Raw genomic sequence first — 15277 nt, 5'->3', positions numbered from 1 at the left:
AATCTAACTGATGCTTAAGGCATCAAATCTGGCTCATCAGTTCGCAAGAACTACCTATCATTCGTAATGAATTAACAAGTGGTGCTTACTCATGATGAAAATCTTTGGTTATTTCCGAAGAAATAACGTTTCTCATCCGAGCAAGCGCCCACACGAATTGCTTGATAATTTGTTAAAGAACAGCTCGTTGAAGATGTCCAGGCTGCGTTCCGGAGAACCTTGCCCGCTTCAGCGAGGCCGCCATTCTACAGTGGCGGACTTCAGTGTCAAGCGCTTGTTTCGTCCGGTGAACCGGAGAGCGAAGCTCGTTGACAGGCGAGCGCATTCTACAGCGTTTCGGCCTTGTGTCAATACTGCAACATCCAGCCCATAAAACATTGTTACGCATAATAAAAAAAACGCTTCATCTGATAAGGGACGACACGCGCATCACTGGCAGAGCGAATGCCTGACAACAATGCTTGAAACTGCTTCGTTTTGTCAGCATCAGCCTTAATTGAGCTCTCCTCAAGTGGAGACAAATAAATAATGTCTTCTCTTTCCAATGGCAAATGCTTAACAAACGACAACGTTCTTTCTATATGAGAACCCTCTCCGATGCCGGTAAGAATGGTTATTCCCACCCGAATACCCACCTCTTTGAGCGCCGCAACCATTTTCAACGTCGACGACAAATCAGAGGATTTACCAAGCCGAGCCCGCAATTTACCATCACCCGTCTCCAAGCCCAATATCACCTGACGCAAACCATGGCCTGCAAGCTCAGACCAGTCAGAGGACTTCCGGGCAGGTGCAAAATCTGCGTCACCAAAAGCGGCAACACCACGCCTAAGCCCCCCTAATTCAGACTGGATCAACTGGAGAGTAGACAGCAACCGACGGGTTGAAAGCGCCATTGCATTAGCAGAGCCAAGAAATACACCGTCACGACCACCCCATCCGGGTGAGAAAAGCGCCTTCACCTGACTAATCTGAGATTTAAGCTCATCGTCACTCAAAACCAGAAATCGCTTCCCCTGATAAAAAGCACAAAACGTACACTTGGCGTTAGGACAACCGGTTGCTGGTTGCAGAACAATATCGCCATAACGATCTGGCGGGAGGATCGGTACTGGCTCAGGATAAACTGCACGCGCCAACTGCGCCCTTTGATGATAATCAATCAACTGTCGTCGTGTTGCGCACTGCATCAAACTGGATATCTGACTATCTTCAGGTATATCAGCATTCTTTGAAGACAGAAAAATATCTACCAGACCACGCAATCGATCCAGCACCTCCTCAATAACCCTATTGCCTTGTTGCACTGACAAAACAACCGGCGACTCTCTGCCAACCACTATCCCCCCATCGACACAACGACGATAGAAGGCATCTGTATTTCGATAACTGCACCAATACCCCATACCATCAAGTCTTATAGCAATTCCCTGCTGATAGCATTCCAGCTTTAAGCCATCTTTCTTTCTGGCAACAGTCAACATCATGGCTTGAATATTCCCGCACAAAATTGCCAGAGCGAAACAATCATGTTAAACATCTGCCTCTAGAAAAATAAGAACAATAACAAAACAGTCCACCATGCACCCTGCGATAATCCGAACATTACTACTCACAATGGCATTGTCATTCTCATCGATCGATGTGAGTGCGAGCATGTGCCAGAAAATCATCATGTCTGGGCCACCAGATTTCCCACCAGTTGTGTGGAGTGACTACCTTGAGATTCATGGTGCTGCAAAAGAACTGCTCGCCAAAGCCTTCAAACAACACGGCATCGAGGTGGTAACCGATCACCTGGGAGGGTACAACCGGGTATTGAACCATTTCAAAAAAGGGTTGATCCACATTATTCCCGCCATGACCCGAGACAGCGAACTGGCGGATCACACCACTTTCATAGAACCCGCTATTTACCAGCAGACTTATGCCGTCATTGTCAGGCGCAATAAAAAACAACTTCCCAAAACCTGGGATGATCTGATCGCTTTGCGCGGTGTCGCACCCAGAGGACTGACTCTGGGCGATAATTTTAATCAGTTTGCTAAAAACAACCTGCAAATCATGCGCACAACGCGGCCTCGCCAAGGGCTCAAAATGCTCGAAGTAGGACGTGTAGATTATGCCATCTACCCGGACATCCAGGGCGACCTGTTTGTATCCTTATTGGATCTGGAAGGAAAGTTTGAGAAAACGCCTGTCGACATTGCCACGTTCAACCTTCATGCGGGCATATCAAACGCGTTGGACTGTGACCTGCCTCTGGAAAATATTACCCATACCATCAGAGAGCTGATTAAAAGCGGAGAAGCCGCAACGATCTTTAATGACAGCCTATACAAATGGATGGGCTACAGCCTGGATCACAAAAATACGGCTTACTCACCCATTGAATAGAGCCATCAGAGATTACCGTTTCTATTCAGATAGTCAGGCAGAAAACTTTCCGCCTCATCAGGATTGCGACTGAGCTGGAGCTCATAATCTTCACAAATAGCCAGGTAACGCGCTAAAACAGGTGCCGGCAGATCACGCCAGTTAAACACCGCATTCTCAAGCGCATTATGCAACATAATCTGTCCAATAAAGGCGGTTCTCGGACAATCTGCATCGGCTGGATATAAGGCTTCAATTCCGTCCATAAGACGCTGTTTCTGCGTATCCTTCATAACTGCTCCCTGGATAGCATGCGCTTAATTAAAGTGTAGCCATAGCGCCCCTCACCAGCAGCCCTCCCTAAGACCCAGACAACATATCCATTCACCGTTTAATAGAGTTATAATTGCACCTGTTCGTGCGAAAGCTGTAAAAAGCACTTATCGCAGGCGTCCGTTATCACAAAAACAAATATATGACGACTGTACCATGCGCCAGACACGTGAATCATATCCTTACCGGTGCAGGTACAGCAGAACAGACAGGCCTGAATCCATGAAAAAAATAATGTTACTGACCACCTCCCTGGCTCTGCTGATTACCGGCTGTGACACCACATTCAGCGGCTCACACTCCTCCTCCGGCTTCTGCTCCGTCTCCTCCGACCGGGGCCAGACATTTTCCCGGTCAACACGCACAGAAGGTAACAGACTCGACGGCGAATGCGGGTTTACCGGCAAGGAAGGCAGCATCCGTATGGACAATCACATTATTCGTCTGACAGACCAGAAGCTCAGCCTTAATGGCATTGTACTTGGCGTCAATATACCTGACGATCGCACTACTACTATTCGCGTCATTGCAGATGGACAGGCTAAGCGGCTCACAGTGGACGAGCTCTCCGTCAGGGAACTTGCCACCACGAAAAAAGCAGGGCGCCCTCTGGCAAGAACGGAATAACTAAAACCCAAAAATGGGTGGCGATGATTCATTCGCCACCCCAAGGCGGCAGATATCAGCAACGACTATACGTCTCTGCCTGATGTTCACTTTTGATCCCTTTCGAACAACTTCAGGCCATCAATCCCAGCAAAAAATCAACATTTGTTGAATTATGATCACTAACGATCACCCACCTTCAATTTTTTTGAATACTCATACGAATTTTATTTATTTACTCAATAAAATCCCCCACTTACCATGCGCCGCAATTGCAACACAACCCCAACAAAAAACAGCAATAAATGACAAGCGTTGCCCATGGCTGAAAAGCCATTGGACCATCGGAGTGGCATTCATCGACAAGCTGATGTGCTGGCGATATGACCGGCTGTTTGTGGGGGATAGGGCTTTCTCATTTCCTCCCAGATCGGCGCAACCATTTACTGTGATTAAACCGGCCATGTTGGTCAGGGGGACAAACCGTGCAAATTCTATTCAGCATGCTGGGCATTGCATGTCTGCTGGGAATCGCTTTTCTGCTGTCGGATAACCGCAAGGCAATTCGCCTTCGCACTGTCTGCGGCGCCTTCATTCTCCAGGCTATTCTGGGCGCTTTTGTTCTTTATATACCTATCGGCCAGACCGTGCTTGCCAGTGCTGCCGAAGGTGTTCAGCATGTCATCAATTTCGGCAACGAAGGTATCGGTTTCCTTTTTGGTGATCTGGCCAAGTTCAAGCTGGGCTTCATCTTCGTTATTAACGTCCTGACAATCATCATCTTCTTCTCCTCACTGATGGCTGTCCTGTATTACCTTGGCGTCATGCAGTTGATCATCAAGGTCATCGGCGGACTGCTGCAGAAGGTACTGGGCACCAGCCGTACAGAATCCCTTTCCGCGACTGCCAACATCTTTGTCGGCCAGACCGAAGCCCCGCTACTGGTTCGCCCCTACATTTCCAAGATGACCCAGTCAGAACTCTTCGCGGTTATGGTCGGAGGCCTGGCATCTGTTGCCGGCGCGGTCATGGTTGGCTATGCCAGCATGGGGGTTGAACTCAAGTACCTGATCGCCGCCAGCTTTATGGCTGCACCAGGCGGCCTGCTGATGGCAAAGATCATCAAGCCGGAAACGGAGTTCGACAAAGTCAATCAGGATGCCCATCTGGATGAAGACGAAGAAAACAAACCGGCCAACGTGATTGACGCCGCTGCCAGTGGTGCTGCCAATGGTATGAAACTGGCTGCTAACGTTGGCGCCATGCTGCTGGCCTTTATCTCTCTGATCGCTTTGCTGAACGGCCTGATTGGAGCGTTTGGTGGCATCTTTGGTCTTGAGGCCCTGTCGCTGCAACAGATTCTTGGCTATGTATTCGCACCGCTTGCATGGGTACTGGGCATCCCTGCCTCTGAAGCGCTGCAGGTAGGCAGCCTGATCGGCCAGAAGCTGGTACTGAATGAATTCGTCGCTTATGTCGATTTCATTGCCATCAAGGACACCCTGACACCTCACTCCCAGGCTATCGTCACCTTTGCCCTGTGCGGTTTTGCTAACCTGTCGTCTATTGCAATTCTGCTGGGTGGCCTTGGCGTCATAGCGCCTGAGCGTCGCAAGGATATCGCCCGCATGGGTCTGAAGGCTGTCGCTGCAGGCAGCCTGTCCAACCTGATGAGCGCCGCTCTTGCCGGCCTGTTCCTCGCACTATAATTGGAATGCCCCGCAGATGATTCTCTGCGGGGCCTGACCTTTATCAGGAAACTGACCGATGACCGATACTTCCAAGTACAGCCAGCTTGCGCTGACCCTGATGGATTTAACCACCCTGAATGACGATGACACAGACCAGAAGGTCATTGACCTCTGTCGTTCAGCTAAGACTGAAGCTGGCAGCCCCGCTGCAGTCTGTGTTTACCCCCGCTTTGTGCCTATCGCCAAAAAGACTCTGCGTGAACTGGGTCTGAATCACATGAAAGTGGCGACCGTGACCAACTTCCCGGCCGGTGGTGATGACATCAGCATTGCCGTAGCGGAAACCCGCGCAGCCATTGCCTACGGTGCCGATGAAGTCGATGTCGTATTTCCCTACCGCGCCCTGATTGCCGGCAACGCCGATGTCGGTTTTGAACTGGTAAAACAGTGCAAGGCTGCCTGTGGCAACACCGTCAAGCTGAAAGTCATTATCGAATCCGGTGAACTGAAAGATCCGGCACTGATTCGTCGCGCCAGCGAGATCGCCATCGAAGCCGGTGCCGATTTCATCAAGACCTCAACCGGCAAAGTACCGGTCAACGCTACCCTGGAAGCCGCACGTATCATGCTGGAAGCAATCCGCGACAGCGGCCGTGACGTGGCCTTCAAGCCAGCCGGCGGCATTCGCACCGCAGAAGAAGCTGCAGAGCATCTGCAACTGGCGGAAGATATCATGGGCGCAGCGTGGATCACCCCGGATCATTACCGCTTTGGCGCCAGCAGCCTGCTGGGCAACCTGCTGATTGCCCTGGGTCTGCGCGAAGGCAGCATCGACAAACAGAGCTACTGAGCATAACGGCCAGTCCGGCACAGGAGATCATGCCATGTTTCTACCGCAGGAAGTCATCCGCAACAAGCGTGAAGGAAAAACACTGTCGGATAACGAAATCCGAAGTTTCGTGACCGGGATCACCGACAACAGTGTCACCGAAGGTCAGATTGCCGCCCTGGCAATGGCGATTTTCTTCCGTGGGCTGTCCATGCCCGAGCGAATTGCATTGACCTGCGCCATGCGTGACTCCGGCGAAGTGCTGGACTGGTCTGGTGAAAACCTCAATGGTCCAATCCTGGACAAACATTCCACTGGCGGTGTCGGCGATGTCGTCAGCCTGATGCTGGGCCCAATGGTTGCGGCCTGTGGCGGTTACGTGCCCATGATCTCGGGCAGAGGCCTGGGCCATACCGGCGGAACCCTCGACAAATTTGACAGTATTCCCGGTTATACGACATCGGCTTCAGAAGAACTGTTCCGAAAGGTGGTTCGGGAAACCGGCGTCGCAATTATCGGCCAGACCGGTGAACTCGCTCCTGCTGACAAACGTTTTTATTCTATCCGCGATATCACGGCAACAGTTGAATCCATCGACCTGATCACAGCCTCGATTCTTGCCAAGAAACTGGCTGAAGGGCTTGATGCACTAGTCATGGATGTCAAAGTCGGCAGCGGCGCTTTCATGCCAACCTATGAGTTGTCTGAAGGGCTGGCGAAAAGCATTGTCAGTGTCGCCAATGGTGCAGGCGTAAAAACAACCGCACTGTTGACGGATATGAACCAGTGCCTGGCGTCTACCGCCGGCAATGCGGTCGAAGTCCGTGAAGCGGTTCAATACCTGACAGGTGCCTACCGTAATCCACGGTTGCATGAAATCACCATGGCCCAGTCCGCAGAACTACTCGTTTCCGGCGGTTTGGCAGCAGACCAGAGCGAAGCAAGAGATAAACTGCAGGTCGTTCTGGATGACGGCAAGGCAGCAGACATATTCAACCGCATGGTGGCCGGCCTGGGTGGCCCTGCAGATTTTGTCGAGAATCACGACAAATACCTGCCAAAAGCCAGCATTATCAAACCGGTATTTGCACAAACCGAAGGCTACGCTAACAGCATGGACACCCGCGGCATGGGTCTGGCTGTGGTACAACTGGGCGGTGGTCGTAAAACAGCCTCTGATGCCATTGATTACGGCGTCGGTCTCAGCGATATGTGCACATTGGGGCAAATCATCGATAAGGAAACACCGCTGGCAGTGATTCACGCCAGGGATGAGCAATCCTGGCAGCAGGCGGCCGCCATGGTACAGGCCTCTGTAACGATCAGCGACAAAGCATCTGAGCAACTGCCTGACGTTTATCGCCGTATAACCTTGGCAGATTGTGCAGACTGATCATGGCACGCAACACATGCAGCGGACAGGACGAAAACGGAGCCTTAATATGACGGTAAAAAAACGCGCCATCGTGCTGGTACTGGATTCCTTCGGGATCGGCGCCGCCCCGGATGCCGACAAATTCGGTGATACCGGTTCCGATACCCTGGGCCATATCGCTGAGATATGTGCCGCAGGTAAGGCAGAAAACGGCCGCCAGGGTGCACTTCACCTGCCGAACCTGGCCAGTCTTGGCCTGCTGCATGCCGCTAAGGAATGTACCGGTCATTTCCCCCAGGGGATGGCAACCGATATTGCGATAACGGGCGCCTACGCGCCGGCCTGTGAAATCTCCAGCGGCAAGGATACGCCCAGTGGACACTGGGAAATGGCGGGCGTTCCCGTATTATTTGACTGGGGCTATTTCACCGAGAAAGAAAACACATTCCCACCGGAACTGCTGGAAAACATCACTGCGGCCATGGAACTGCCGGGCATTCTCGGCAACTGTCACGCTTCAGGCACTGAAATCATCGCCCGCCTGGGTGAAGAGCACATGCGCACCGGCAAGCCGATTCTCTATACATCGGCTGACAGCGTCTTGCAGATCGCCTGCCATGAAGAGTCCTTCGGTCTGGATCGCCTGTTGACGTTGTGTGAAATTTCCCGTGAGCTACTGGAAGGCTACAACATAGGCCGTGTCATTGCCCGCCCCTTCATTGGAACAAACAGCAATGATTTTGAGCGGACCGGGAATCGTCGTGATTATTCACTGACACCGCCCGCTCCCACAGTGCTGGAAAAACTGGCAAACGACAAAGGTGAAGTTGTCAGTATCGGCAAAATTGCTGATATCTATGCCCACCAGGGCATTACCCGAAAGATCAAGGCCACCGGCCTGGAAGCCCTGTTTGACACCACGCTGGATGAAGTTCGTCAGTCTGGCGACCACACCATCGTGATGACCAACTTCGTTGATTTTGACATGCATTACGGCCACCGCCGTGATGTGACAGGCTATGCCGAGGCCCTGGAGTATTTTGACCGTCGTTTACCCGAGCTGCTGGCGCTTCTTGAGAATGACGACATCCTGATACTGACAGCCGACCACGGTTGCGACCCGACCTGGCACGGCTCCGACCATACCCGTGAGCATGTCCCGGTTCTGATCTACGGCCCCAATGTAAAACCCGGTTCACTGGGCACCCGTGAAACCTTTGCGGATATCGGTCAGACACTGGCAGCCTACTTCGAGCTGCCACCCATGGACCACGGCACCAGCTTTTTACCCGAGATCATGCCCGAAACGGCCTGATTAACGTGATGAATAACGCCCAGACTGACGATGGGCTATCAGGGAGATAACCAATTGGCTACGCCACATATCAATGCTGCTGACGGGGCTTTTGCAGAAACCATTCTGATGCCCGGCGATCCACTGCGCGCAAAATACATTGCCGAGCACTTCTTCGAAAACGCGGAAGAAGTGACCAATGTACGCAACATGCTGGGTTACACCGGCACCTACAAGGGTATGCGGATTTCCACCATGGGCTCCGGCATGGGTATTCCTTCCGCGTCCATTTATTACAAAGAACTCATCACTGAATACGGTGTGAAAAACATCATCCGTGTTGGCAGCTGCGGTGCCGTCAGCACTGATGTCAAACTGCGTGACATCGTGATCGCACAGGGCGCCTGCACTGACTCCAACGTCAACCGCATCCGTTTCCGTGGCTATGACTTTGCCGCCATTGCCGACTTCGGCCTGCTGGAAAAAGCGGTAAATGCCGCTCGCGCCCATGAACTGCCGGTTCGAGTCGGCAATCTGTTCTCTGCCGATCTGTTCTACACCCCAGAACCGGAAATGTTCGAGATCATGGCCAAGCACGGCGTACTGGGCGTTGATATGGAAGCCGCCGGCCTGTACGGCGTTGCAGCTGAATTTGGCGCCAAAGCACTGACCATCTGCACCGTGAGCGATATCATCCCGACCGGTGAGAAGATGTCCTCCGACGACCGTCAGAACTCATTCAATGAGATGATCCAAATCACATTGGATTCCGTGATCGCCTGATCATCCACCGCTCAACCGGCCTGTCAGGATGACAGGCCAACAAGACGACAATCAATGTCGCCGCCCGGCCGGAGTGCCAACCAATAAACGTCATGGCATACAGAGCAACAAAATAGCCGTTGCCCTGACGGACTTGATTTGCTGTTTGAGTTTGTAACAACACATTAGGATTGAGAGTTAATGGGTATTCGCAAGAACGTAGTTGCCGCAGCAGCGGTAGTTCTGGGGGCAATGTCTGCCACAGCCGCTAACGCCGAAATGGTTTATGGCTTTGGCAATGTCAGCATCAACTATCTGGACTGGTCCAAGGGCACCCAGAACCGTACTGCTGATAATGCTGCCAAGAAAGACTTTTTCTTCCTGGAAGTAGAAGGTGGTGCTGGTTTCAACTGGGGTGAAGTGTACGGTTTCCTGGACGTAGAAAACCCGACCAACGACACCAAGGAAAATGACGGTTCCAAGAACCTGCGTACTGCCGCCAAAGGTACTACCCACATTTACCTGGGCGACACCAACTTCACCCTGTACGGCCACATCTATGACTTCCGTGATGACGGCTATCGCAGCCGTGAACAGGATCGCATCGTAGGTCTGGGCTACCGCTATGCCAACGACTCTGGCTTCTGGATCAAGCCATTTATTGGTCCTGCCTGGGTTAAGAGCCATGCCTACAATGGCCGCAACGGCTACATGATGGGCTGGGTTGCCGGTTATAACTTCAACCTGGGCGGCGAAAAGTTCAGTGTCAGCAACTGGCATGAAATGACCTTTGACCGTGATGAAGATTATCTGGAAGAAAACTACGTCGGCAAATCCGCGGGCAAAGTTGGCCAAAACGGTGCTGTTGCCCTGTGGTGGCACCCGATCGAGAAAATCACTGCGGGTGTTCAGTACCGTTACTCCAAGAACAAGCTGGGTACACCTGACGCCTACCAGAACGCTATGATTTATACCCTGAAGTATAATTTCTAACAAGTCATCCTCTATCTGGTCGTCATTTCGGCGACCAGATATCTCCCCTCAAATCCTGACTTGTAGCATTTCTAACACACCCAGCTTTGTGGCTTTTAGTCTGACAGAGACGGGACAAGCCTACTCTCCAACATTGGTTTTACCAGGCAGAAGAGACCATATCCTCCACAGCATTTGTCAAAATTGTTTGCTGCCTGTTTGATGACTTACAGATCATGATTAGATGATTGGTTAAATTTCAGACTTTTTGGGAAATGTCTGCCCATGATTCAAGTAGCATACTTTCATTGCCACCAGGCTCAGTGAGTCATTAAAAACAGAAAACTACATACCTGAAATCAATATTATCTTTATTAAAACTAGAGCAAGAGTTTCTAACTAGACCACTATTAAAGTGAGAATCAATCAGGAAATTTTGAGACGTTCTGTCATGACGATGAATCACTCTGAGATCAAAGATGTCATTCAAATATTCACTATCATCATGAACACTATCATCATGAACACTATCAATACCCATATAGAAAGTTGATACAGCATACAGTCACTGCCCCCCCTTTACAAACACGACAGTAAAAATTATTACTCGAAATGGACATATATTTCTCTTTTTATTGATAGCAAGAAACATTTTGATGATTATTTTATTTATGAAACTCTCGCTTCAAAAAGACATTATTTATACCTTTGAACCAATCTCGAGCCAACACACTAAATCAATTAATTGATCGTTGACCATCCTAAAATTTCGTTACCAATAAACAGATACCTGAAAACTTCATACATTAGCCCAATCAGATGTTAGGCTAGTCATCCGGAAGCCATTTCATTTATTCGAAGAATTAAACATCATAATTTAACCCTGAAAAACCAGCTAAAGCGATTCACTGGAGAAACAATCTATTATTCGCACTCTATAGAAAAACACGAACAAGTGACTGACGAGCAATCTCTAGAGAGCACACATCAACCTGTGTGATGCATGACTCAAAAAGCAGCACCCTTTATCCACTTACTTTCTGCAAGAACCTGATTTTTTTGAATAAATTCATATTCTTATATTTTTACATTAAGATTTCATACGTCCTTGGGAACTTTTATTGAATACGAGCATCAAACAGTCAAGGCCAGTATTAGGCCACTCGAACTATCAAAATGCCAGTAGCTCGAGAAACAACAGCATTTACATAGTAAATATTAAAAACGCTTCCTGTTTAACGGTAATTGGATAACGATATGGCCCACTCTCCTTCTTTAGATGACTTAAGTATTATTAGTGGTCATCAGTCTGAAGCACATGATGCTACCAGTGAGAATAATGAAGGGTATTTTTGTCACTATATGATTACGCCGATAAAAGATGCAGCCAGGAATATCACTGATTCCATATGCACACTGTGTAGCACCATCTGGTCTTTTATTATTGATGCTTGTTCACCTTGTTGCAGCAACTTGTTGGGAAGTGAGAAATCGTCATCAGAGTCAGGCTCGCAGGAATCTGTCATACAGGGTGATAATTCAGAACACATGACAGAGACCGGAGAAGAAACACCCAATACTAATAGTGTAAAGGTGGCCTCACCAGCATCCATACCCCAAGCAGAAAGCGACATCAGTCCTCAGGTAGTAGAGCATGTCATTGGCGCTCCCGCTCCTGCAGAAGGGGATTCTTTATATCCGTTATTTAAAGCACTGGAATTTGACCATGGGGCGAAATATGTGTTCTGTAAAGGGCCAGAACGTGAAATGGAGGCTTTATCTCTTCTAAAGAGTGAACGCTATAGCCTTGATGATGTCACCCGTAAACTCGATACGCCTATTGGCAACAAAAAGGGTCCACACTCCTTACTTGACTTGGCGATAGAGTGGGAGTTCGAAGATGTCGTGACATTCATGCTCGATATGGATAAAACTGGAACGTTTGATCATGCGTATGCGGCACTGACCTTTGCTATTAAATCATTCGGAAGTGAGGGTGACAGAGGAATAATTCAGATTTTGCTGAATCGCTTACAGACGGCATTATTGACTAACGATAGTCAATCCTTAGATACTCAAGACGCGCTAGTAAAAGCACAGACATTAGAGGCTGCAATAGATAAAGGCCTTGTTGACGTCTTCAACACAATCATGAGCTGGGGCATTGAGGTTAACAACCCTGCTGGCAGCCAGGTATTGGTCAAGGCAATTCAAGGTACTAGAGTATCAAGGGGATTTTTTGGAACGGTAATAGCTGAAGAAAAGAATAAGGCTAAAAAAGCAATCTTGATGGCAGAGCGTCTCTTGGAAGCCGGTGCCTCAATCCCAGAAACAGCCAACCCTTCAGCACTATTAATACACTTCATCGAATCCGAGAACGACAGCGGCGCTATTACCAGAGCTTTGCTACAAGGTGGCGCCTCTCCTGACATCACAGCAAAAGCTAATGTCCTGGGTAGACAAGAACACATTCTACTACTGACAACTAAAGCCAAATGCAAAGAGAATGTCGAAGCACTCATTCAATTTTCACAGGAGAATAAACTCGACCTTCCATTAAGGGATGCGCTGACAGCTGCTCTAAAGAGAACAACTCGCCGTGATCCCTATACGGACAGAGAAAAAGAGATTATTTTATTCCTGCTAAAAAACGGCGCACCAGTGAATTATCAGGACGATCACGGAGATACCCCCCTTCATATGGCAGTATCTGGAGATATTGCCAAAGCTCTGATTTATGCAGGAGCCGATATTAATGCGGTTAATGACAGTGGCCAGAGTCCTTTATTTCGAGCAATTTTCTGGAATCTTACCGGTACCTTCGATATCCTGATATGCGCTGGCGCTGACGTTAATAAAGCTGCTGAAAATGACATGACCCCATTACTCTATGCGGCTCGTGGTGGCGATGACGATACCCATTTTGTTACCTCCCTGGTAAGGGTCGGTGCCGAACGCTTTAAGGCTGATAAAAATGGTAGGACACCTGATGCTGAGATGCGCGAAAAATATAAGCCAGAAATTCTCGCTCAAATACTTAAAGAAGCACCTGATATCCCGCTAAAGTTCACACTTAAGCAGCAATGTCGTATAAATATAAGAAAGTTCACTAAACATAACTGGCCTACTGCTGTACAGGCGTTGCCCATACCTAACCGTTTACAGAATTACCTGATCTGCGTGGATGAGACAGATGAGGATACCAAGAGTAATGAGGTGGAACATGAAAACAACCACTAATGACACCAGCCCCGCGATCTTTGATACTGAACCTTTTCAACAAACAAAAACGACTTCTACAAATAATATCGTCTCATTTTGTTAAATGACCTCCGACTTTGCCGAAGGGCATTTCGGTCATTCCACTCCTTCTTCTATTTATACATTTCAAAGACCAATCTGACAGTTCAAGGGATACCCATTTTTAGCCTGCCGAGTATTGCTACCGCAACATCACTGCGGCTTCTTAAAGCGGACATCGATTCAGGCGGATCCATCAATCAGGCATTTTCTGCTGTATGAAATTTGCTCCGATTGGAACACATGGTAGATTCAAAGATCAGGGATACATGATGCATCGTATAAGAAACGTATTAGTCTTGTGACTCAGACCAGACTGATACCGGCTTTCAGAGGTTAAGGGATGAAAAAGGCAAGAAGACAGTCGACCAGCAAAAAGAAGACTTCTGACTCTATTAATTACATGACAGGTTTTGGTAATCACTTCAGTACAGAAGCCCTTCCAGACGCATTGCCGACAGGCCAAAACTCGCCTCAATCACCTCCCTATGGACTCATTGCCGAGCAAATCAGTGGCACGGGCTTCACCGCCAGACGACATGAAAACCAGCGATCCTGGCTATACAGGATTCATCCTTCGGTCAAACAGTCACCGTACGAATCCATTCTTTCAGAAATCTGGCAAACCGGACCTTTCAGTGATACCTGGCTAACACCAGAACGCCTGCGCTGGAATCCTCAACCACTGCCGGAACACGCCTGTGACTTCATCGCCGGTATCAAAACCGTCGCCGGTAATGGCAATGCTGCCATGCGTCAGGGCAGCGCGATTCATCTCTATTCAGTATCAACGAGCATGGAGAAACGCTGTTTCTGCAATGCGGATGGTGATCTGCTCATCGTGCCTCAACAGGGGTCATTAAAAATTGACACCGAATTCGGACGCCTTCTGGTGAGTCCCGGTGAAATCGTCGTTATACAGCGGGGAATTAAGTTCCGTATCAATCTGTCAGACCCACATGCCAGTGGCTATATACTGGAAAATTACGGCAACCCGTTTCGCTTGCCTGATCTGGGGCCTATCGGAGCCAACGGACTGGCAAACCCTCGGGACTTCAAAACGCCTGTCGCCTGGTTTGAAGATAGCAATGAGCCAGTACAGTTACTGACAAAATTCGGTGGCAGATTCTTTCGCTGTGAACTGGATCACTCCCCTTTTGATGTCGTCGCCTGGCATGGAAATTACGCGCCTTACAAATATGACCTGAAAACCTTCAACACTATCAATACTGTCAGCTTTGACCACCCTGACCCATCAATATTCACCGTACTGACTTCACCACTGGATCATGAAGGACTTGCCAACGTAGATTTCGTCATATTCCCCCCTCGCTGGATGGTCGCAGAAAACACCTTTAGGCCCCCCTGGTTTCACCGCAATATCATGAGTGAGTACATGGGTCTTATAGAAGGGGTATACGACGCCAAATCAGACGGCGGTTTTGTGCCCGGTGGCGGCAGTCTGCACAACTGCATGTCGCCCCATGGACCTGATGGCACTGCCGTTGAACAAGCCACAAAAGCCAAGCTGACGCCGCAAAAGCAGGAAAAAACACTGGCGTTTATGTTTGAGTCATCCTTCCTCTACAAACCTACGGCCTTTGCTATCAATGGCGGATTACGTCAGGAAAACTATACCGATTGCTGGCAAAACATCTCCCCTACCTTTAATGCAGCTGGCACGAGCAAGTGAGATATACATCCAGAGTGTGGCAGGAACACTGCCACACGCTAGAAGT

The 15277-nt window shown here is 49.3% G+C and carries 13 protein-coding genes; 11 read left to right on the top strand and 2 right to left on the bottom strand.

What is annotated here, in order from left to right; translation table 11 throughout:
• Positions 1-380 precede the first annotated feature (380 nt).
• The gene (locus KHS78_RS16735; RefSeq protein WP_211829643.1) at positions 381-1487 is read right to left on the bottom strand and encodes a radical SAM protein; all 1107 of its coding nucleotides are present in this window, start codon (positions 1485-1487) and stop codon (positions 381-383) included.
• Between the two features lie 187 nt (positions 1488-1674).
• Here KHS78_RS16735 and KHS78_RS16730 point away from each other — a divergent pair, with 187 nt between their 5' ends.
• Positions 1675-2397, top strand: a complete 723-nt coding sequence (locus KHS78_RS16730; RefSeq protein ID WP_211829642.1) for a substrate-binding periplasmic protein — start codon at positions 1675-1677, stop codon at positions 2395-2397.
• 5 nt (positions 2398-2402) lie between these two features.
• Here KHS78_RS16730 and KHS78_RS16725 read toward each other — a convergent pair whose 3' ends face one another.
• Entirely contained in the window at positions 2403-2669 is a 267-nt protein-coding gene (locus tag KHS78_RS16725) for a hypothetical protein (RefSeq protein WP_211829641.1), read from the bottom strand.
• Positions 2670-2931: 262 nt separating this feature from the next.
• On the opposite strand from KHS78_RS16725, the gene KHS78_RS16720 reads away from it, so the two are divergent.
• The 10 genes from KHS78_RS16720 to hmgA all read left to right on the top strand — a co-directional run bounded on the left by KHS78_RS16720 (position 2932) and on the right by hmgA (position 15231).
• Positions 2932-3336 carry a hypothetical protein gene (locus KHS78_RS16720; protein WP_211829640.1) on the top strand — a complete coding sequence of 135 codons (405 nt, stop codon included), beginning with the start codon at positions 2932-2934 and terminating at the stop codon, positions 3334-3336.
• 464 nt (positions 3337-3800) lie between these two features.
• A complete protein-coding gene (locus KHS78_RS16715; protein ID WP_211829639.1) occupies positions 3801-5024 on the top strand; it encodes a NupC/NupG family nucleoside CNT transporter in 1224 nt (407 codons plus the stop codon).
• Positions 5025-5082: 58 nt separating this feature from the next.
• On the top strand, positions 5083-5856 hold the full coding sequence (gene deoC, locus KHS78_RS16710; protein ID WP_211829637.1) for a deoxyribose-phosphate aldolase: 774 nt from the start codon (positions 5083-5085) through the stop codon (positions 5854-5856).
• A 34-nt stretch (positions 5857-5890) separates the two neighbouring features.
• Complete coding sequence (deoA, locus tag KHS78_RS16705) at positions 5891-7228, top strand: thymidine phosphorylase (protein ID WP_211829635.1); 1338 nt, start codon at positions 5891-5893, stop codon at positions 7226-7228.
• Between the two features lie 49 nt (positions 7229-7277).
• Complete coding sequence (locus tag KHS78_RS16700) at positions 7278-8525, top strand: phosphopentomutase (RefSeq protein ID WP_211829633.1); 1248 nt, start codon at positions 7278-7280, stop codon at positions 8523-8525.
• Positions 8526-8579: 54 nt separating this feature from the next.
• Positions 8580-9287, top strand: coding sequence for a purine-nucleoside phosphorylase (gene deoD, locus KHS78_RS16695; protein ID WP_211829631.1), 708 nt, complete (start codon positions 8580-8582; stop codon positions 9285-9287).
• 180 nt (positions 9288-9467) lie between these two features.
• Positions 9468-10259 carry an outer membrane protein OmpK gene (locus KHS78_RS16690; protein ID WP_211829629.1) on the top strand — a complete coding sequence of 264 codons (792 nt, stop codon included), beginning with the start codon at positions 9468-9470 and terminating at the stop codon, positions 10257-10259.
• Positions 10260-11082: 823 nt separating this feature from the next.
• Complete coding sequence (locus KHS78_RS22690; protein WP_211829656.1) at positions 11083-11238, top strand: IS1 family transposase; 156 nt, start codon at positions 11083-11085, stop codon at positions 11236-11238.
• A 257-nt stretch (positions 11239-11495) separates the two neighbouring features.
• Positions 11496-13478 (top strand): ankyrin repeat domain-containing protein, encoded by a 1983-nt coding sequence (locus KHS78_RS16680; protein ID WP_211829627.1) that lies wholly within the window; start codon positions 11496-11498, stop codon positions 13476-13478.
• Between the two features lie 403 nt (positions 13479-13881).
• The gene (hmgA, locus tag KHS78_RS16675; protein WP_211829626.1) at positions 13882-15231 is read left to right on the top strand and encodes a homogentisate 1,2-dioxygenase; all 1350 of its coding nucleotides are present in this window, start codon (positions 13882-13884) and stop codon (positions 15229-15231) included.
• Positions 15232-15277 lie beyond the last annotated feature (46 nt).

The organism is Kistimonas asteriae, assembly GCF_018263925.1.
GTDB lineage: Bacteria > Pseudomonadota > Gammaproteobacteria > Pseudomonadales > Endozoicomonadaceae > Kistimonas > Kistimonas asteriae.
Note: the sequence above shows the minus strand (reverse complement) of the source record. Positions and strands in the feature narration are given on the sequence as shown.

Bases quoted from the DNA above. Each gene is read 5' to 3' on its own strand.
- deoA (WP_211829635.1), top strand. From the start codon at position 5,891: ATGTTTCTACCGCAGGAAGTCATCCGCAACAAGCGTGAAGGAAAAACA.
- KHS78_RS16700 (WP_211829633.1), top strand. From the start codon at position 7,278: ATGACGGTAAAAAAACGCGCCATCGTGCTGGTACTGGATTCCTTCGGG.
- deoC (WP_211829637.1), top strand. From the start codon at position 5,083: ATGACCGATACTTCCAAGTACAGCCAGCTTGCGCTGACCCTGATGGAT.
- KHS78_RS16720 (WP_211829640.1), top strand. From the start codon at position 2,932: ATGAAAAAAATAATGTTACTGACCACCTCCCTGGCTCTGCTGATTACC.
- KHS78_RS16730 (WP_211829642.1), top strand. From the start codon at position 1,675: ATGTCTGGGCCACCAGATTTCCCACCAGTTGTGTGGAGTGACTACCTT.
- KHS78_RS16690 (WP_211829629.1), top strand. From the start codon at position 9,468: ATGGGTATTCGCAAGAACGTAGTTGCCGCAGCAGCGGTAGTTCTGGGG.
- KHS78_RS16735 (WP_211829643.1), bottom strand. From the start codon at position 1,487: ATGATGTTGACTGTTGCCAGAAAGAAAGATGGCTTAAAGCTGGAATGC.
- KHS78_RS16680 (WP_211829627.1), top strand. From the start codon at position 11,496: ATGGCCCACTCTCCTTCTTTAGATGACTTAAGTATTATTAGTGGTCAT.
- hmgA (WP_211829626.1), top strand. From the start codon at position 13,882: ATGAAAAAGGCAAGAAGACAGTCGACCAGCAAAAAGAAGACTTCTGAC.
- KHS78_RS16725 (WP_211829641.1), bottom strand. From the start codon at position 2,669: ATGAAGGATACGCAGAAACAGCGTCTTATGGACGGAATTGAAGCCTTA.